Below are 18,866 nucleotides of genomic sequence, written 5' to 3'. Positions count from 1 at the left end.
GGTTCCAGTTCATCGAAGATCATCGCTCTGAGTTTCAGGTGGCGAAGATGTGCAGGGTCATGCAGGTATCGAGGAGCGGTTTCTACAAGTGGCAACAGGCGCTACCAAGCGAGCAGGAATTGCATAAAACAGCGCTACTGAAGCGAATTGTTTATCACTTTCATGATTCCGGGGAACGCTATGGCAGCCCCAAAATTACTCGTATGCTGTGGAAAGAGGGCTTAACCATCTCAGAGCGTACCGTCAGTGTTTACATGAAAGAGCTAGGATTACGTTCCTGCGTATCTCGTAAATTTAGAGTGCAAACGACAGATTCTAATCACAGCCTCCCGATTGCCCCAAATGTACTTAATCAAAAGTTTGCAACCGATAAGCCTGAGAAGGTCTGGGTGGCAGACATTACGTATATCCCGTGTCGAGAAGGCCGGCTGTATCTAGCAAGTGTTTTGGACTTGTGCACCAAAGAAATTGTAGGCTGGCGACTTCATGATCGAATGACAACAGAGCTCACTCTAAGCGCTCTAGAAGCCGCTCATCAAGCTAAAAAGCCAGCTAAGGGACTTATTCATCATACCGATCGTGGATGACAGTATGCCTCTAAAGAATACAGAGAAAAGCTAGCTTCATACTCTATGCAAGCCAGCATGAGCCGCAAAGGGAACTGCTACGACAATGCCTGCATAGAGTCGTTCCACAGCATTTTAAAGAAAGAACTTATTTATTGCACGAAATTCAAAACCAAGCACCAGGCATACGAAGCCATTTTTCGGTATATTGAATTCTTCTATAACCGCAAACGAGTTCATAGCTCCCTCGGCTATGTTTCGCCTGTTCAGTTTGCGGCGACCTTTTCAGAAACTGCGTGATCGTCACTTAATGATGTGTTTACTTTCTTGACAGAGGTCCAGTAGTTCCCTTTGAAATGGAAAATAGTAAGTTTACAGGAAAATAGAGGACTGTAGTTCCCTTCCAAAAACTACGAGCCATTTGCACGGCGCAGGCGCGTTGTGGATGAGTGTGACATTGGATGAAATCCAATGTCAGTCGCAAACAATGGCCACCGCCATCAGTATATTGCATTTTGTGCAATATTAAGGCCCCAGGTCGGCCGCTGCCGCCTTCAACGTTGTACAAAGTACAACGATTTGGTGAGGATAGCGCAGTTTTTGCACAAAGTGCAGCATAGACATGGGCGCGTGAGGCCGTGGCGCGAGGCGGTGACGCCGCGTGGAGTGGTTACTTGGCGTGAAGCGGGCATGCCGAGCAGTTTTGTTACTTGGTGCGAGGCCGTTATGCCGAGCTGTTTGGTCACTTAGCGCGAGGCGGACATGCCAAGCGGATTGGTCACTTCACACAAGGCGCAAAAAAACAGCCCAAGACAAATGTCTCGGGCTGTTTCCATTTACATATATAACTAGTTTCCTGCACTAGCAATAACGAACTCAAACGAGATTTCCTGGTCAGCCGGAATCTGATATTCCTCATGCACAGGAGCTCCCCAGCTATCGTCGCCACCGACACCCATTTGTTTGCCGGCAACTGTTACAACCGTATAATGAACATCCGGCAGCTCCCAAGCATGGTCAGCATGCTCAAGCTCAAATGCCGTATATGGAGACAAATTGCATTCTACTGGAGCGTGTGGGTCAGCCTTAATCATAAGACCGTTCCCTTTCACATCCGTCACACTCACACGACGAACACCAGTTCGATTACCCGATTCCTGTGGAACGAGGTAAGGTGTTGGCAACTGATCAACCTGACGGCTGAAGATTCCCAAACGAGCTCCGAAGCTGCGATCGCTATAGTTTTCTTCCGGTCCCATTGCGTACCATTCTGACTGGTTATAATCAGCCGACATCTTGAAGGAAACGGCAAGGATCGGAAGATTCGGCAAACCCGCTGCTCCTTTGTAATTCGTGTGAACCCGAATGGTTCCATCCGCATGCACCGTATAAGCAATACGAACGCTGACTTCAGAGCTAATGCTGAATCTGTATTCAAAGGCAACCGTTGCCGAGCTTTTCTCTTGCTTCAGCTCTGTGCTGACACATTTGCGCGCCAGACTCGAGGCATACCAAGCGCCGGCCGTATAGCCCATTGCGGTACCTTTATCATTGTCTGTGGTAGCCCGCCAAAATAACGGAGCCGGAGGTATCGCAATCATCTCCCGACCATGGTATCTAAGCGAAACAAGTGATCCTACCTGCTTCGAGAAAATGACGGCGAATCCTTTCCCAGTGACGCTGATATTGACGTCTCCCTCTACCACGTTGACTTCACCGGCAGGTTGTTCATTTTGACTATTTGCTTCTATGATGAAAGTGGATTGGCCAAAAGCCGTCTCAAACCCGGCGTCGGCCCATATCGCAGACTCTTTGAGCACCAATGAAGCCTGGATGCAGTATTCACCTGATTGCCCATTCACGTCCGGCAGCTCGATCGGAACGATGCTTTCGCTCTGCGCTTCAACGGCAACATCCCTAAATCCATGACCGATTTCCGTTCCTTCATGATAAAGGCGATATTCAAGGACATACTGATCTGTGTTCACAAATAAATTATCGTTAATTACTTTAATATGGTTTCTAGTAGGTTCCAACTTGATATTCTGATAAAGAAATTTAACTTCCTGCATCTTAGGAGTCAGCTGGCGATCAGCGAATACCAGTCCGTTGCCGCAAAAGCTGTAATCCGTAGGACGGTCTTGGAAATCCCCGCCATACGCCAAGAATTCACGGCCATTCCGATCTTTTTTCATAATCGCCTGATCGATATAATCCCAAATAAAGCCGCCTTGATACATTGGATATTTGTTTTCCAGCTCCGTATACTTGTGAAGCCCTCCGACGGAATTGCCCATTGCGTGCATATATTCGCAGCTGATATACGGTTTGGCCGGTTGGCTGTTGAGATATGCTTCAATGTCCGCAGGTTTGGCATACATTCTGCTTTCCATGTCGCTAGTAGCGTCATAATCACGATTGTGGAACACGCCCTCGTAGTGAACGAGTCGGCCTGGGTCCGTCTCACGGAAATAGTCGGCTACATTCAAAATAACTTGGCCGGCATAGGATTCGTTTCCGCAGGACCAGATGAGAATCGAAGGATGATTCTTATCGCGTTCAACCATCGAAATCGCACGGTCAAGTACGATATCCTGCCACTGCATATCGTTGCCCGGAATGTTCCACGAAGGCTCGACAGCCCCCATTTTCTGCCACGAGCCGTGCGTCTCCAAATTCATCTCGTCGATGACGTAGACGCCATACTCATCACATAACTCATACCATAAGGTCTGGTTCGGGTAATGGGAAGTACGGACTGCATTGATATTGCTGCGTTTCAGCGTTTGAATGTCCCATAACATATCCTGCTTCGTGATGGCTCGTCCGCTGCGGCTGTTGAATTCATGGCGGTTTACACCTTTGAATACGATCCGTTTGCCATTTAAGCACATCAGCTTGTCTTTCATCTCAAATCGGCGGAAGCCGGTCTTTTGCACGATGGCCTCGACCAAACTTCCGTTCTCATCGTAGATCGAAATACATGCCGCATATAAATATGGATTTTCTGCACTCCATGGCTGAACAATGCCCGCAGCGAGGTTGAAAGACAGCTTGCCGTTTCGGAATTCGCCCTTTTCTGTAAGAATCGCCTGTCCCTTAGCATCTTTCAATTTAAGCTTGGCACTAGCCGTTTCTGCATGAGCGTCTCGGAGATCAAGATCAATTTCGAGCAATCCTTCCACATACGCATCATCCAAATCTGCTTTTACACGCAAATCCCACACATGCACCTTAGGAACCGTATATAAGTATACATCCCGGAAAATGCCCGATAACCGCCAGAAATCCTGATCCTCCAGCCAGCTTCCTGTACTTCTTTGATAAACCTCAACGGCCAACTTATTCTCACCTTCACGAATATAAGGCGTGAGATCAAATTCCGAAGGTGTGAAGCTGTCTTCGCTGTAACCGACGAATTCGCCGTTAAGCCACACGTAGAAAGCTGATTCAACACCTTGGAAGGAGATATAAACCGGCTTTCCTTTCATCGTGTCTGGAAGTTGGAAATTTTTCACATAGCTGCCGACAGGATTATGTTCTTGCGAAATGTGTGGAGGACGCAGCGCTTCTACGCCATCCCAAGGATACATCGTATTCACATACTGCGGCTGTCCCCAGCCCTGCAGCTGAATATGTCCCGGAACTTGGATATGCTCCCAGCTGCTGCAGTTATAGTCCAATTGAAAAAACGATTGCACACGGCTCGCTGCGTTTGGCGCATAGCTGAACTGCCAGCTGCCATTCAAGCTATGCCTCATGTCCATGGATGCGCCTGCTTCAGCAGCAGCCATCGAGTGATAATAGCGGTGGTCGGAATGTGCGTCCAACCTGTTAACTCGAAATACACGCACATCTTGCAGCCAATCAAGGCTTGGAACCGAATGTTTCATGAATAATGCCTCCTGAGAAATAAAACTGAAATAACACCTATGTTTTGACTGCCATCAGCTCCTATTTTACTGAACCAACCATACCTGCAACAAATTGTTTTTGCATAAGGAAAAACACGAGCGCTGTCGGAATCGTCGAAATGACAATAGCGGTCATAATGACCCCGAAATCCGGTGCATAACTAGATCCTAAATTTGAAATCAATAAAGGAATTGTGCGTTTCTCCGGCGTTTGCAGCACGATAAGCGGCCACAAGTAATTGTTCCAACTGGACATGAACGTAATAATAGCTGCAGCTGAATAGGTCGTTTTCATGGTTGGCATATAAATTCGGAAAAACAATCCTAATTCCGTTAACCCATCCATGCGTCCTGCTTCCAAAAGCTCTCTCGGAAACATTTTGGTGCTTTGGCGAAAGAAGAAAATGAGAAACGCCGTTGTAAATGTTGGAAGAACGACAGCAGTCATCGTGTTGATTCCGAGAAAAGGAACCGTCTTCGACAAGCTGGAGAACATTTGGTAAAGCGGAACCATCAACGCTGCGAACGGAATCATCATGGAGACAAGCAGCAAGTTGAACACGACATCCTTCGCTTTACTCCGATAAACTTCGAAAGCATACCCCGCGAGCGAAGCAACGAGCAAAGCCAATATCGTAGTCGATAAAGAAATTTTAAGGGAATTCCAGAGTGCAGGAATGAGATTGATGGAATCAACCAGTTTATTGAAGTTAGCGACAAAATGGGTACCCGGCAGCATTCTTCCCTGCGTTACATCCACAGAAAGATTCGTTGAACTAACGACCATCCATAGGAATGGGAAAATCGATATGACAGCTACAGCAAAAAGGAAAACATATACAATTGTTCGATTCAGTACTCTCATTATTTATCACCTGCCAATTTGATTTGAAGGACAGATAACACAATGATCATAGCTACAACCGAATAGGAGACTGTCGCCGCATAGCCAAAATCAGGTGTGTACTTGAAGGAAAGATTGTAAATATACTGCGATATGGAGAGGGTTGCGTTACCTGGGCCACCCTTCGTAATATTCATGATCTCGTCAAACAATTGCAGGGTTCCGATCGTTGATGTAATCGACGTAAAAAGAACGATTGGTTTTAGCATTGGGAACGTAATAAAGAAAAACTGTTTGAACGGAGAGGCTCCGTCGATGCGCGCTGCTTCATAAATCGAATTGTCGATATTTTGCAAAGAGGAAAGGAAGAAAATCATGTTGTATCCTGTCCAGCGCCATGTAATGGCAATAATAATCGTAATTTTCGCCCAGAAAGGATCGGAAATCCATTGAATCGGTTGTGCAATCAAGTGCATTTTCACTAAAGCCAAGTTGATAAGTCCATCATTGCCAAATAAATATTTGAATACGACGGAGTAGGCAACAAGCGAGGTGACACAAGGCAAGAAAATCGCTGTACGGAAAAATCCTTTGAAGCGAAGTTTGCTGTCATTCAATAAGACAGAGATCATCATCGCCAGAACGATCATAATCGGAACTTGAATGATTAGAAATAGAAACGTATTCTTTACGGCTGTGAAGAACGTTTTATCGCTCAAAAGCCGCTTATAGTTGCTGACCCCATTGAAATGCAGATTAGCCCCTGCGCCGGTTTTAAACGACAACAGCAGCGCCTGAATCATGGGATAGAAGTAAAACAAACAAATCATCAATACCGCTATACCGATAAACAGCCAACCTGTCAGTCTTACACGGTTACTCATTGAGTAGTTCAATTTATCCAGATCCTTCCTATATTGCATTTAAAAATCGAAACGCTGTCCCCCGCTTGCACGATCATGCAATTCGGGGGTCAGCGCCCTTTAGGTTAATTGGAAAAACTTACTTAATTTGAGACTCCGCTTGAGACTGAGCATCACTTAATACTTTATTGATATCCGTGCCTTTCAGGTAGTTCTGCATTTCTACTTTCAAAATATCTTCAATCGCATACGTATGCATGCCGTAGTTTACTTTAGGAATTTGCGTCGTCCACGTTGCGAAATCGGAAATGACTTTTTGACCTCCGAAGAAATCATCCGCTTTCGTGTAAGCTTCACCTTGTGCTGCCGGTTTGTACGTACCGATAACACCAACGTCTGTTACTAACTTCTGGTACAGATTCACGTCGGAACCAAGTGTTTTGCCAAGGAATTCAGCTGCCGCTTCTTTACCAGGATTGTTCAATACATACCAGGAGCTGCCTCCAAGGTTTGATGCGTGAACAGAACTTGCTGTATTTTTCAACTTAGGAAAAGGTACAACCGCCCATTTTCCGGATTGGTCAGCTTGCGACTTAATCGAAGGCGTAATCCAGTTACCTGTCGGTACAGCTGCTACACTGCCGCTGTTGAAACCTGCCAGGAAGGAATTCCAATCTGACGTGATTTTAACGATGTTAGCGGACATCAATTCTTTGTATGTAGCAAAAGCATCTTTCAAAGCTGCGTTATCTTTCAGATCCGGTGTAGATCCGTCGCTTTTCAGATACCAAGCACCTGCGGACTGAATCATCATACGGATTAATCCAAGGTCATTCGGATCTTGCGTTAACAAATCTTTACCTGTTTTAGCTTTAACCGCTTTACCGATTTCAATCAGTTGCTGCCAGTTAATATCCTTCAAATCATCCAGTTTATAGCCTGCTTGTTGTAAATAATCCGAGCGAACATATAAACCTGTTACTCCGGAATCAAATGGAAGGCCATATTGTTTACCATTCAAGCTTGTTGGACCGATTTTGTAATCTGCGAAATCGGATGCTTTGATGGATGCCGACAAATCTTGAAAAGAATCAGGATACGTTTTCAAAAAGCTTTGTGCACGATAATCTTCAATCAGTACAACATTCGGTAGACCCGTCGTTGTCCCGGAGTTCAAGCCCGTGTTCAACTTTTGAATAATATCATCTTGCGCATATTCAACAATGTTTATTTTCACGTCAGGATGATCTTTCGCATAAGCCTCTTGTGCCAGCTTCATCGCTGCAATGTTGAAGTTCTTATCCCAGGCCCAGACCGTAATTTCCTTCGCAGCTCCTGTTCCAGTTGGAGTCCCTGTCGCTGTTCCAGTTGTGTCAGGTGCTTTACTTGAGCATGCAGATAGCAGCAAAAAACTAGCCAATAAAATGGTTGAAACTTTCTTTTTCATGTGCGCCCCCCGTGTAGTTTTGATTTTTTGAAAATGCTTTCTTTTAAAAGAATAGCATCTCGGAAATCCCTTCTGTTAGAAAAAAATTTGTCATAATTAGCGAAAATCTTGTGTATTGTATCCGCTATCATAATGACCATTTTGGTACTTTATTTATAATTTGTACTTTCTTTAGATTTCTATACATGGGGGGACTTGCTAAGTTCTCCAAGGAAGACTAATGGCAATTTTTGTTCCTTGCCCAAGCGTGCTCGTAATGGAAACTCCATATTTTTCTCCGTATAGGAGCAGAATGCGATCATGCACATTGCGAATGCCAATCCCTGTAAAAAGTTGTCTGGCACTCGTTGAGGTACGCTGCTCGCTTTTTGCTTCCGTAAGGTCCATGCCATCGCCGTTATCAACGATTTCACAGTGCAGCGTATCGCCTTCCTTCGTGATTATGACATAAATATATCCCGTCGTTTTTTTATTAAAAGCATGAAAAAACGCATTTTCAATAAATGGCTGGAGCATCAATTTAGGCACTTGCGACTTCAAACAATCCGGCGAAACGAAGTAATCCACCTTGATGCCGTTTCCATAACGCACTTGATTGATGAATACATAATGTTTTAAATTCAAAAGTTCCTGCTCAACAGATATCGTATCTTTCACATTGCTAATCGTATTTTGCAGGAGAGAAATCAGCGCATGAATCGTGTCAGTTGCCTTTTCTTTACTCCCTTGTTGAACCAGAATATTAACGGAAGTCAGCGTATTATAGAGAAAATGAGGGTTAATTTGCTGCTGCAGCGCAGCTAACTCAGCCTTCCGCTGCTCCTGCTGTGTCTCCACCAACTGAATAATATAATCGTTGAGCTCATCAAGCATATAGTTGTAAGCATTGCTAAGCTCTCTTGTCTCATACGAACCTGTCACCGCCATGTAGTTGAGAAAATTCTTTTTGGTGATGTTCGACATCTTCATGACAAGCGTCCTTAAAGATCGCGTTACTCTACGAGTGATAAAATATACAACAAGCACGGCCGTCAATACGATACCGGCGCCAATCATAAATAAGGCCTTCCTGTTGAGCATCTGGCCTAGTGTCATTTGTTTATCAATCACATTGACGAGATAGAAATCATACATAGGTAAATAATCTGCCAAGACGATGACATCATGATTAAACAAAGTCATTTCTTGACTTGTCGCTTGGGATTGCTGGGCTAGCTTGGCGCTTGACAAGAGTTCCTCCGAAATGGTTCCGATCAGATCCTCCCTGTTACTGGAAACAATCAAACCATTTTGATTCAAAATCATGACATCATTGCCTTGACTCGTGAAGCTCGCATAAATTTTCTTAAAATCACTCTCTCTAATCATCATGTAGAGCGATCCGTAACCTTCTTTGCTTTCTGAAGAAAGCAGCGCTTTGGTGGCAACAAGCCGATCTTCATTGGAGCCCCATGTTCCCGCCCTCATGAAGCTGTACATGATCCTGCCAGGCTGTTTCCATGTCTCTTGTGTTATTGGGCTGTTCTGGAGTTCCTTCGAAGAACCGGACCAGTAGGTGACATCGCTTACGTAGCTCCTGCCATTCATACCCAGAACACTGATGCCAATATTTTTGGCCCCAATCCCGGACTGAATTCGCTTCATCTGATCACTCATACTGAAATTCGTTTTGAAATTCGTTAACGAATCCGTATCCCCCTCCGTTAGGAAGCTTCTAATCGCGCCGCTTTGCGCGACACTAATGGCAATATTTATATTGGAATAATGAATGGCGTCTAATCCCGTTTTAATCTGATTGATAATTTTCGAATTGGTAATACTGAACGTCTGGACGAAAAGCTTCTGCGACATTTGAACCGTGACCCAAGAGGTCAGAATCGTAACGGAAATAATGCTTACGACCATCACAATAAACATTTTAGTAAACAGACTTTGATCGGTTATTTTCTTTACCCATGCTCCCATTATGGATCCTAGTCCCTTCGTGCTTATTTTTTGCGATAGTGACTTGGGGAAATTCCCATCAGCTTTCGGAACACCTTCGTAAAGTAGCTGTGATCGGAGTATCCGACGAGGTTGCTTATTTCTGAAATGGAGAGATTAGGATTTTCGCGCAGCAACGTACAGGCTTTATCGATCCGGATCCGGTTCAAATATTCATTAAAACCTTCTTTATTATGAACCGTGAAGTAATTGGACAAGTAGGAAGGATTGAAGTGGAAGTGTTTGGCGACCTCAGTTAACGTCAGTGGCTGCGAAAAATGTTTGTCCATATACAATAAAATTTTCTGTATACCCGGAGATCCCGTCCGATTATCGCTGACGCACGATTCAGCCTCATTCAAAAACTTTTCTAACAAAAGAATAACTTCCCCAATATGCTCAGCCTCATGAATCGCACGAAAATACTCGTATTTGCCTTCATCCAACGAGCTTGCCTCATAGTGAAAATGCTTTAGCGTAACAATAATATTAAACAGACTGTGGTCCAAAAAAGATTTAAATTCAAACATGTCGGTATCCAGTCTGCCATTCATTGAGTGAGCATAAGTGCTAAGACGCCCAAAAGCCAAGTCAAACTCTTGATGATTCAGTTCTGCGGTGAACGCCTCCATGTCAAAAGGAGCTCCTTTCTCCGCCTGTTTCTCCAATTCATTGATAATGAGAAGTCTGCGATCCGGTAAAAAGAAGCGGTGGTCCAACACTTTCAACATGTCATTGGTATAAATATCGTGCAGCTCAGATAGATGTTCAAAAACATGGCTGAGCGCCACTACGATGGACATATGACCTTTATCGCTAGCTTCAAGCAGCTGCTGGGCTATCTGTACGGCATCCTCTTGTGCGGAGTTGTCTAGATTCAGCAGGTAGCGAATATAGCCGTCTTGATGCGAAAGGCGGCGTGTAGCGACGGGTCTATCCCTTTTTTGAATGATCGCTTTCAGTGCCGCTTCTAACCATTCCTCATTTCGGGTCAAGGACACGGATTTATCCTGTACCACCGAGAGTAAAACAAAACTGGAATACGGAACCATCGTACTTATTTCATTTCTGTCATAGTCAATGGAATAACCCGATATCAGCATGTCCAGGATGTAATCAACCGACTGCTTTTTTTCACTTTTCCATTCCGAATGTTGAAAAGCGGGAATTCGTTCTGCCGTTTTCTTCAGAACAGCTAACATAGATACCGCGTCCAGCTTGGGCTTTAACATGTAGTCGGCGACACCGCTTTGAAACGTAGAGCGAACATACTCGAATTCTCCGAAGCTGCTGAGCACGACGATTTCCATCTCCGGGTACATGCCCTTTACGATTCTGGTCAATTCCTCGCCATCCATCACCGGCATGACGATATCAGTCAGCACAATGTTCGGTTGGTACAAATGAACCATCTCTAACGCTTCTTTGCCATTGGAGGCTTCACCCACAATTTGAAATCCTTCGCTTTCCCAATCCAAAAGATGCCGGATGCCTTGGCGCACCAACATCTCATCATCAACAATCAGAACCTTGCAATAAATCGTCATAACAGACTCCTTATCCAGATTTACATCATCTACCACTAGTACGACGTATTTTGTGCGATATCTTGCACGATTATAAATGAAATTATGGCTCTTGACGAGCGCTACGCTTACCGCATGAAATAATAGGATACCAACCTTTATTGTAAAATGGAATACAAAAAAGAGCTGCCGTGGCAGCTCCTAGATGTATAACAGAATGATGATAGCTTCATTTTGGACAGGGGCAGCAGGAATTGAACCCACACCAAAGGTTTTGGAGACCTTTGTTCTACCTTTAAACTATGCCCCTATAACATGGTGGCTCGGGACGGAATCGAACCGCCGACACGAGGATTTTCAGTCCTCTGCTCTACCGACTGAGCTACCGAGCCTTAGATGAAATGGAGGCTGACGGGATCGAACCGCCGACCCTCTGCTTGTAAGGCAGATGCTCTCCCAGCTGAGCTAAGCCTCCATGGGATAAAGAAGAAAGTGGCTCCCCGAACAGGACTCGAACCTGTGACAACTCGATTAACAGTCGAGTGCTCTACCAACTGAGCTATCAGGGAATATGGTAGGCCCTAGTGGACTCGAACCACCGACCTCACCCTTATCAGGGGTGCGCTCTAACCAGCTGAGCTAAGGGCCTGCAAAAAAATCCCCCATAGGGGTACTGCTTGGCAACGTTCTACTCTCCCAGAACCCTGCGGTTCAAGTACCATCGACGCTGGAGGGCTTAACGGTCGTGTTCGAGATGGGAACGCGTGGGTCCCCTCCGCCATCATCACCAAACAGTCAAAGCGTGTTTGCGCCTTGAAAACTAGATACGAAACTTGCGTAAAGTGGAATTCTTAGGGTTTCTGGGCCCCAATCAAGTACTCGGAATTCGCTACAAAGCTTATCTTCACTTGGTTGGGAAAATCTGAGAGACTTTAATCTTCGATTAAAGATCCCTATATGAGGTTAAGCCCTCGACCGATTAGTATTCGTCAGCTGCATGCATTGCTGCACTTCCACCTCGAACCTATCAACCTCGTCGTCTACAAGGGGTCTTACATACTGGGAAATCTCATCTTGAGGGGGGCTTCGCGCTTAGATGCTTTCAGCGCTTATCCCCTCCGTACATAGCTACCCAGCGGTGCCTCTGGCGAGACAACTGGTACACCAGCGGTACGTCCATCCCGGTCCTCTCGTACTAAGGACAGCTCCTCTCAAATTTCCTACGCCCGCGACAGATAGGGACCGAACTGTCTCACGACGTTCTGAACCCAGCTCGCGTACCGCTTTAATGGGCGAACAGCCCAACCCTTGGGACCTACTTCAGCCCCAGGATGCGATGAGCCGACATCGAGGTGCCAAACCTCCCCGTCGATGTGGACTCTTGGGGGAGATAAGCCTGTTATCCCCAGGGTAGCTTTTATCCGTTGAGCGATGGCCCTTCCATTCGGTACCACCGGATCACTAAGTCCGACTTTCGTCCCTGCTCGACTTGTAGGTCTCGCAGTCAAGCTCCCTTATGCCTTTGCACTCTGCGAATGATTTCCAACCATTCTGAGGGAACCTTTAAACGCCTCCGTTACATTTTAGGAGGCGACCGCCCCAGTCAAACTGCCCACCTGACACTGTCCCCATACCGGATCACGGTACCAGGTTAGAACTCCGATACGATCAGGGTGGTATCCCAACGGCGCCTCCACCCAAGCTGGCGCTCAGGCTTCAAAGGCTCCCACCTATCCTGTACAGATCGTACCAAAGTCCAATATCAAGCTGCAGTAAAGCTCCATGGGGTCTTTCCGTCTTGTCGCGGGTAACCTGCATCTTCACAGGTATTAAAATTTCACCGGATCTCTCGTTGAGACAGCGCCCAAGTCGTTACGCCATTCGTGCGGGTCAGAATTTACCTGACAAGGAATTTCGCTACCTTAGGACCGTTATAGTTACGGCCGCCGTTTACTGGGGCTTCAATTCATAGCTTCGGGTTGCCCCTAACCACTCCTCTTAACCTTCCAGCACCGGGCAGGCGTCAGCCCGTATACTTCGCCTTGCGGCTTCGCACAGACCTGTGTTTTTGCTAAACAGTCGCTTGGGCCTTTTCACTGCGGCCCCCTCGGGCTATTCACCCTACCGAGGCACCCCTTCTCCCGAAGTTACGGGGTCATTTTGCCGAGTTCCTTAACGAGAGTTCTTCCGCGCGCCTTAGAATTCTCTTCTCACCCACCTGTGTCGGTTTGCGGTACGGGCACCTTCGCCTGGCTAGAAGCTTTTCTTGGCAGTGTGAAATCATGACCTTCGGTACTTAAAATTTCCCTCCCCATCACAGCCCAGCCTTACGGTTAGCGGATTTGCCTACTAACCAGCCTCACTGCTTGGACGAGCATCCATCAGCTCGCGTCACTATCCTTCTGCGTCACTCCATCGCTCATAACGGCTACGGTGGTACAGGAATTTCCACCTGTTGTCCATCGACTACGCCTTTCGGCCTCGCCTTAGGTCCCGACTTACCCTGAGCGGACGAGCCTTCCTCAGGAACCCTTAGGTTTTCGGCGGATCAGATTCTCACTGATCTTTTCGTTACTTATACCGGCATTCTCACTTGTATGCGCTCCACCTGTCCTTACGGTCAGAATTCAACGTACATACAACGCTCCCCTACCCATGCATCACCTTCACTCCAGCTTTGAATCCGCGTGTTTAGCTGGAACATTTGGCCAGAATCTTTGAACAATTTTTAAATGTCGATTCTGGCTAATGTCCCGTGGCTATCCACGATTCAAAGACGCAGTGAAGGTGATGCAAGCCATAGCTTCGGTGGCGTGTTTAGCCCCGTTACATTTTCGGCGCAGAGTCACTCGACCAGTGAGCTATTACGCACTCTTTCAATGGTGGCTGCTTCTAAGCCAACATCCTGGTTGTCTGTGCAACTCCACATCCTTTCCCACTTAACACACACTTGGGGACCTTAGCTGATGGTCTGGGCTGTTTCCCTTTTGACAATGGATCTTAGCACTCACTGTCTGACTCCCGGATTTAAGTTTGTGGCATTCAGAGTTTGACTGGACTTGGTAACCCTTGGCGGGCCCCGCACCCAATCAGTGCTTTACCTCCACAACTCACAACATCCGAGGCTAGCCCTAAAGCTATTTCGGGGAGAACCAGCTATCTCCGAGTTCGATTGGAATTTCTCCGCTACCCCCACCTCATCCCCGAATTTTTCAACATTCGTGGGTTCGGGCCTCCAGTGAGTGTTACCTCACCTTCACCCTGGACAGGGGTAGATCACACGGTTTCGGGTCTACGTCCACGTACTAAAGCGCCCTATTCAGACTCGCTTTCGCTGCGGCTCCGTCTTTTCGACTTAACCTCGCACGGGAACGTAACTCGCCGGTTCATTCTACAAAAGGCACGCCATCACCCATATAGAGGGCTCTGACTTTTTGTAAGCACACGGTTTCAGGTTCTTTTTCACTCCGCTTCCGCGGTGCTTTTCACCTTTCCCTCACGGTACTGCTTCACTATCGGTCACTAGGGAGTATTTAGCCTTGGCAGATGGTCCTGCCGGATTCCGACGGGGTTTCACGTGACCCGCCGTACTCAGGATACCTCTAGGAGATTCGTTTGATTTTGGCTACAGGGCTTTTACCTTCTATGCCGGACCTTTCCAGATCACTTCGCCTACCAAACTAACCCCATGATGAGGTCCTACAACCCCAAGGAGCAAGCTCCTTGGTTTGGGCTATTCCGCTTTCGCTCGCCGCTACTGACGGAATCACTTTTGTTTTCTTTTCCTCCAGGTACTTAGATGTTTCAGTTCCCTGGGTCTGCCTCCAATGTAGCTATGTATTCACTACATGGTAACTGCGCATTACCACAGCTGGGTTCCCCCATTCGGACATCCCCGGATCAAAGCCTGCTTACGGCTCCCCGAGGCATTTCGTCGTTCGCCACGTCCTTCTTCGGCTCCTAGTGCCTAGGCATCCTCCGTGTGCTCTTTCTAGCTTAACCTAGAAAAAAACATTTGAAAATTTCGTGCAACCCGTAGGTTACACTACCTAAGTTCTTACTTTACGTTTTGTTTCGTTATCTAGTTTTCAAGGAACAATGTTGCAACCATTACATACGCGAAGCGATGTTGGTTGTCAACTGATTTTGAAAGATTGCTCTTTCAAAACTGAACACGAGTGAGTAAGCGATGTGTGCTTGCGCACTTGACTGGTCTTATCAAGACCGAGTCTCCATAGAAAGGAGGTGATCCAGCCGCACCTTCCGATACGGCTACCTTGTTACGACTTCACCCCAATCATCTACCCCACCTTCGGCGGCTGGCTCCCTTGCGGGTTACCCCACCGACTTCGGGTGTTGTAAACTCTCGTGGTGTGACGGGCGGTGTGTACAAGACCCGGGAACGTATTCACCGCGGCATGCTGATCCGCGATTACTAGCAATTCCGACTTCATGCAGGCGAGTTGCAGCCTGCAATCCGAACTGAGATCGGCTTATAAGGATTGGCTCCACCTCGCGGCTTCGCTTCCCGTTGTACCGACCATTGTAGTACGTGTGTAGCCCAGGTCATAAGGGGCATGATGATTTGACGTCATCCCCACCTTCCTCCGGTTTGTCACCGGCAGTCATCTTAGAGTGCCCACCCGAAGTGCTGGCAACTAAGATCAAGGGTTGCGCTCGTTGCGGGACTTAACCCAACATCTCACGACACGAGCTGACGACAACCATGCACCACCTGTCTTGGGTGCTCCGAAGAGGGGCACTATCTCTAGTGCTTACACCCAGATGTCAAGACCTGGTAAGGTTCTTCGCGTTGCTTCGAATTAAACCACATACTCCACTGCTTGTGCGGGTCCCCGTCAATTCCTTTGAGTTTCACTCTTGCGAGCGTACTCCCCAGGCGGCATACTTACTGTGTTAACTTCGGCACCGAGGAATCGAATCCCCAACACCTAGTATGCATCGTTTACGGCGTGGACTACCAGGGTATCTAATCCTGTTTGCTCCCCACGCTTTCGCGCCTCAGCGTCAGTTATAGGCCAGAAAGTCGCCTTCGCCACTGGTGTTCCTCCACATCTCTACGCATTTCACCGCTACACGTGGAATTCCACTTTCCTCTCCTACACTCAAGTCAACCAGTTTTGGATGCGAACCGGGGTTGAGCCCCGGGCTTAAACACCCAACTTAATTAACCGCCTGCGCGCGCTTTACGCCCAATAATTCCGGACAACGCTTGCCCCCTACGTATTACCGCGGCTGCTGGCACGTAGTTAGCCGGGGCTTTCTTCTCCTATACCGTCACACAAAGTGCAGTTACTCACCTTGCTGTTCGTCTAGGGCAACAGAGCTTTACGATCCGAAAACCTTCATCACTCACGCGGCGTTGCTCCGTCAGACTTGCGTCCATTGCGGAAGATTCCCTACTGCTGCCTCCCGTAGGAGTCTGGGCCGTGTCTCAGTCCCAGTGTGGCCGTTCACCCTCTCAGGTCGGCTACGCATCGTCGCCTTGGTGAGCCGTTACCTCACCAACTAGCTAATGCGCCGCAGGCCCATCTATAAGCCACAGATTGCTCCGTGTTTCATGATTCTCTCATGCGAGAAAACCAGTTATCCGGTCTTAGCTATCGTTTCCGATAGTTATCCCAGTCTCATAGGCAGGTTGCCTACGTGTTACTCACCCGTCCGCCGCTAAGCACCGAAGTGCTCCGCTCGACTTGCATGTATTAGGCACGCCGCCAGCGTTCGTCCTGAGCCAGGATCAAACTCTCCATAATAGTTGGACAATTGCTTATCCTTTATTGAAAGCTGAATAGCTCATTGACTTGCTAGCGAGATTATTCATCTCATTTATCGTCGATTGCTCGACTGTGCTTACTCACTCGTTGTTCAGTTTTCAAAGATCAATTTCTTTCGTTCACTACCGCGTTGCCGAAGCAGCGAGAAGTAATATACCATGTAAGAATTTCAATTGCAAGTGTTTTTTTCAAATCATTTTTAGTAGCTATTCAACCGTCTGCATCTCACTTCTTGTAAGGCAGGTTTCATAATATACCATGGATATTTTGCCAACACAAGCCTTTTTTTTCGCAAAAAAGAACGGCTACCTAGGACAGCAAAGTAATGTCCAAGACAGCCGCAGCTTTTTTACGGAATATAGGTTACTCCCTCTGAATAGTTATTGTTTGCATTCCAGATGAGGTACTCCTGAACGCCTGCATCGTGTAAAGCTTTAATTTGTGCATCTACCTCAGCCTTGCCGTATTTGATATAATTCCCTGCCCCTAACCAACTTGCAGTAAAGTCTTGAATCCACGGCCGTGACTGGGGTGGAGACTGGAGCTGGGCAAACTTTGCTTTCTCAGCTTTCATATATTCGGCGACGAGGTTGTATGGTTCTTTATCAGGTTTTGAAATGCCAAAGTAACCGTTAGACCAATGACTTGGATAAATCATAGATGATATTACATCTACCGAGCTGGCAATGCGATTAAAGTTTTGGCCGATCCCCGGAGCCTCAGGCAATGTCGCTGAATACCCGAATATATCCACAGAAACATCTACGCCATACGGTTTAAGCTGATCTTTGGCATAGGCAACAAAGTCGCTGACTGCATCAACACGAAGCTGCGTCATACGTGCCTTATCGCTAAAGTCCGGCGCTCGAGGCGCTCCTTTTTTAAGATCAGACACGTTCTTTTGAGCATCATCCATGACTTTTTTATTTGCTTCGCTTTTCTCAGAATTGTAGGCATTGGAAGCATCTGCCAACTTCAACTCTAAGGAAGCCAGATCCTCTTGATACTTTTTAGAAGCTTCGGCGTAATCTTTTTCCTCCTGCACGAACTTCGTTGGTTTTTTATCCTTGTAATCACCCATGGCATATTTGAGAACATTGTCCCTGCTCTCAAAACCTTCCGGGAAGCGAACATAGTCAAATTGGATTTCTTTAAATCCAAGTTCTACCGCTAATTTTGCTACTTCAACATTATGATCCCACGTTTCTTTAAGGAATGGATTGATAAAACTGTCACCGTTCGAATTACGCCAAATACTGCTTCCATCTATAAAAGAAAGGTCAGACCGTTTTTTTGCCATAACTGTGTCTTTAAAAACGACGATTCTAGCGATCGGGTAGATTTTATGCTCCTCGAGTGTCTTCAGAAGCGCTTTGGGGTCTTTGATGTAAGGCTGACCAAATTCCGCAAGCTTTCCTTCAGGTTTAAAAGTGATATAGCCATCATCATCCTTTATATCGATGACCATTGCATTCAAATCCGTGTTATCAACGAGTGAAAGAAGTTTAGACATACGTTCCCCGCCAGCTGACCAGCCTGTCACATAAATCCCACGTACGGCATCTGGATATTCAAAATGAAATGGAGGAACAAAACCGGGTGTTTGCGTTGCTGCCGGAGTTGGCGATATCGCAAGTGGAGCATCAGAAGGCGCTGCAGGTGTCGATGTTGGCATTGCCGTTGACGTTGGCATTACTGTTGATTCGAGCGTGGGTGTTGGTGTCGTCGTGAGCCCTGATGACGGCGCTCCTGATGGCTGCCCCGATGGATTCGGTGTGGTCAAAGCGTCTTGAGACGACTGACAAGCCGACAACATGAGAGCTAAACCTAACATCAAGCAAATAAGAACTTGTTTCTTCACCTTGCTCTCCCCCTATTTCAAAGCATGTTCTGAAATTCGATGCTCATACTTGAAGTATTCGGGAAGC

General features: G+C 46.8%; 9 protein-coding genes, 5 tRNA genes and 3 rRNA genes. 2 read left to right on the top strand and 15 right to left on the bottom strand.

Translation table 11 applies throughout. The annotated features are described in order from the left end of the window. Positions 1-11 precede the first annotated feature (11 nt). Positions 12-587: an IS3 family transposase gene (locus ACUN27_RS11445; RefSeq protein ID WP_445560619.1), complete on the top strand. Its 576-nt coding sequence runs from the start codon at positions 12-14 to the stop codon at positions 585-587. A 57-nt stretch (positions 588-644) separates the two neighbouring features. Next, positions 645-866, top strand: a complete 222-nt coding sequence (locus ACUN27_RS11440; RefSeq protein ID WP_445558927.1) for an IS3 family transposase — start codon at positions 645-647, stop codon at positions 864-866. A 548-nt stretch (positions 867-1,414) separates the two neighbouring features. Here the strand turns inward: ACUN27_RS11440 and ACUN27_RS11435 are convergent. The 15 genes from ACUN27_RS11435 to ACUN27_RS11365 all read right to left on the bottom strand — a co-directional run bounded on the left by ACUN27_RS11435 (position 1,415) and on the right by ACUN27_RS11365 (position 18,799). After that, positions 1,415-4,459 carry a glycoside hydrolase family 2 TIM barrel-domain containing protein gene (locus tag ACUN27_RS11435; RefSeq protein WP_445558926.1) on the bottom strand — a complete coding sequence of 1,015 codons (3,045 nt, stop codon included), beginning with the start codon at positions 4,457-4,459 and terminating at the stop codon, positions 1,415-1,417. A gap of 61 nt (positions 4,460-4,520) precedes the next feature. Beyond that, entirely contained in the window at positions 4,521-5,345 is an 825-nt protein-coding gene (locus tag ACUN27_RS11430) for a carbohydrate ABC transporter permease (RefSeq protein ID WP_315952758.1), read from the bottom strand. Further along, positions 5,345-6,208, bottom strand: a complete 864-nt coding sequence (locus ACUN27_RS11425) for a carbohydrate ABC transporter permease (protein WP_315952759.1) — start codon at positions 6,206-6,208, stop codon at positions 5,345-5,347. The genes ACUN27_RS11430 and ACUN27_RS11425 overlap by 1 nt, the downstream gene beginning before the upstream one ends. Positions 6,209-6,326: 118 nt before the next feature. Further along, entirely contained in the window at positions 6,327-7,634 is a 1,308-nt protein-coding gene (locus ACUN27_RS11420; protein ID WP_315952761.1) for an extracellular solute-binding protein, read from the bottom strand. Positions 7,635-7,832: 198 nt separating this feature from the next. Continuing rightward, positions 7,833-9,599, bottom strand: a complete 1,767-nt coding sequence (locus tag ACUN27_RS11415; protein ID WP_445558925.1) for a sensor histidine kinase — start codon at positions 9,597-9,599, stop codon at positions 7,833-7,835. Positions 9,600-9,622: 23 nt separating this feature from the next. Then, entirely contained in the window at positions 9,623-11,164 is a 1,542-nt protein-coding gene (locus tag ACUN27_RS11410; protein WP_445558924.1) for a response regulator transcription factor, read from the bottom strand. 218 nt (positions 11,165-11,382) lie between these two features. After that, positions 11,383-11,453: transfer RNA gene (locus ACUN27_RS11405), tRNA-Trp, on the bottom strand. A 6-nt stretch (positions 11,454-11,459) separates the two neighbouring features. Continuing rightward, positions 11,460-11,535, bottom strand: a tRNA-Phe gene (locus tag ACUN27_RS11400). A gap of 10 nt (positions 11,536-11,545) precedes the next feature. After that, positions 11,546-11,618 (bottom strand) — tRNA-Val (locus tag ACUN27_RS11395). A gap of 18 nt (positions 11,619-11,636) precedes the next feature. Continuing rightward, positions 11,637-11,712: transfer RNA gene (locus tag ACUN27_RS11390), tRNA-Asn, on the bottom strand. 3 nt (positions 11,713-11,715) lie between these two features. Next, positions 11,716-11,792 (bottom strand) — tRNA-Ile (locus tag ACUN27_RS11385). Positions 11,793-11,818: 26 nt separating this feature from the next. After that, positions 11,819-11,935 (bottom strand): 5S ribosomal RNA (gene rrf, locus ACUN27_RS11380). A 167-nt stretch (positions 11,936-12,102) separates the two neighbouring features. Continuing rightward, positions 12,103-15,145: ribosomal RNA gene (locus ACUN27_RS11375) — 23S ribosomal RNA — on the bottom strand. A gap of 236 nt (positions 15,146-15,381) precedes the next feature. Continuing rightward, positions 15,382-16,917, bottom strand: a 16S ribosomal RNA gene (locus ACUN27_RS11370). The 16S, 23S and 5S rRNA genes sit together here with 5 tRNA genes alongside, the layout of an rRNA operon. A 370-nt stretch (positions 16,918-17,287) precedes the next feature. Further along, positions 17,288-18,799 (bottom strand): putative glycoside hydrolase, encoded by a 1,512-nt coding sequence (locus ACUN27_RS11365; protein ID WP_315955325.1) that lies wholly within the window; start codon positions 18,797-18,799, stop codon positions 17,288-17,290. Between the last annotated feature and the right edge of the window lie 67 nt (positions 18,800-18,866).

The sequence above is a fragment of the Paenibacillus sp. WC2504 genome (genome assembly GCF_052682475.1).
Note: the sequence above shows the minus strand (reverse complement) of the source record. Positions and strands in the feature narration are given on the sequence as shown.

What these genes read in the sequence shown, in the direction of transcription:
- ACUN27_RS11440 (WP_445558927.1), top strand. Translation starts at nt 645, where the DNA reads ATGAGCCGCAAAGGGAACTGCTACGACAATGCCTGCATAGAGTCGTTC.
- ACUN27_RS11435 (WP_445558926.1), bottom strand. Translation starts at nt 4,459, where the DNA reads ATGAAACATTCGGTTCCAAGCCTTGATTGGCTGCAAGATGTGCGTGTA.
- ACUN27_RS11430 (WP_315952758.1), bottom strand. Translation starts at nt 5,345, where the DNA reads ATGAGAGTACTGAATCGAACAATTGTATATGTTTTCCTTTTTGCTGTA.
- ACUN27_RS11425 (WP_315952759.1), bottom strand. Translation starts at nt 6,208, where the DNA reads ATGAGTAACCGTGTAAGACTGACAGGTTGGCTGTTTATCGGTATAGCG.
- ACUN27_RS11420 (WP_315952761.1), bottom strand. Translation starts at nt 7,634, where the DNA reads ATGAAAAAGAAAGTTTCAACCATTTTATTGGCTAGTTTTTTGCTGCTA.
- ACUN27_RS11415 (WP_445558925.1), bottom strand. Translation starts at nt 9,599, where the DNA reads ATGGGAGCATGGGTAAAGAAAATAACCGATCAAAGTCTGTTTACTAAA.
- ACUN27_RS11410 (WP_445558924.1), bottom strand. Translation starts at nt 11,164, where the DNA reads ATGACGATTTATTGCAAGGTTCTGATTGTTGATGATGAGATGTTGGTG.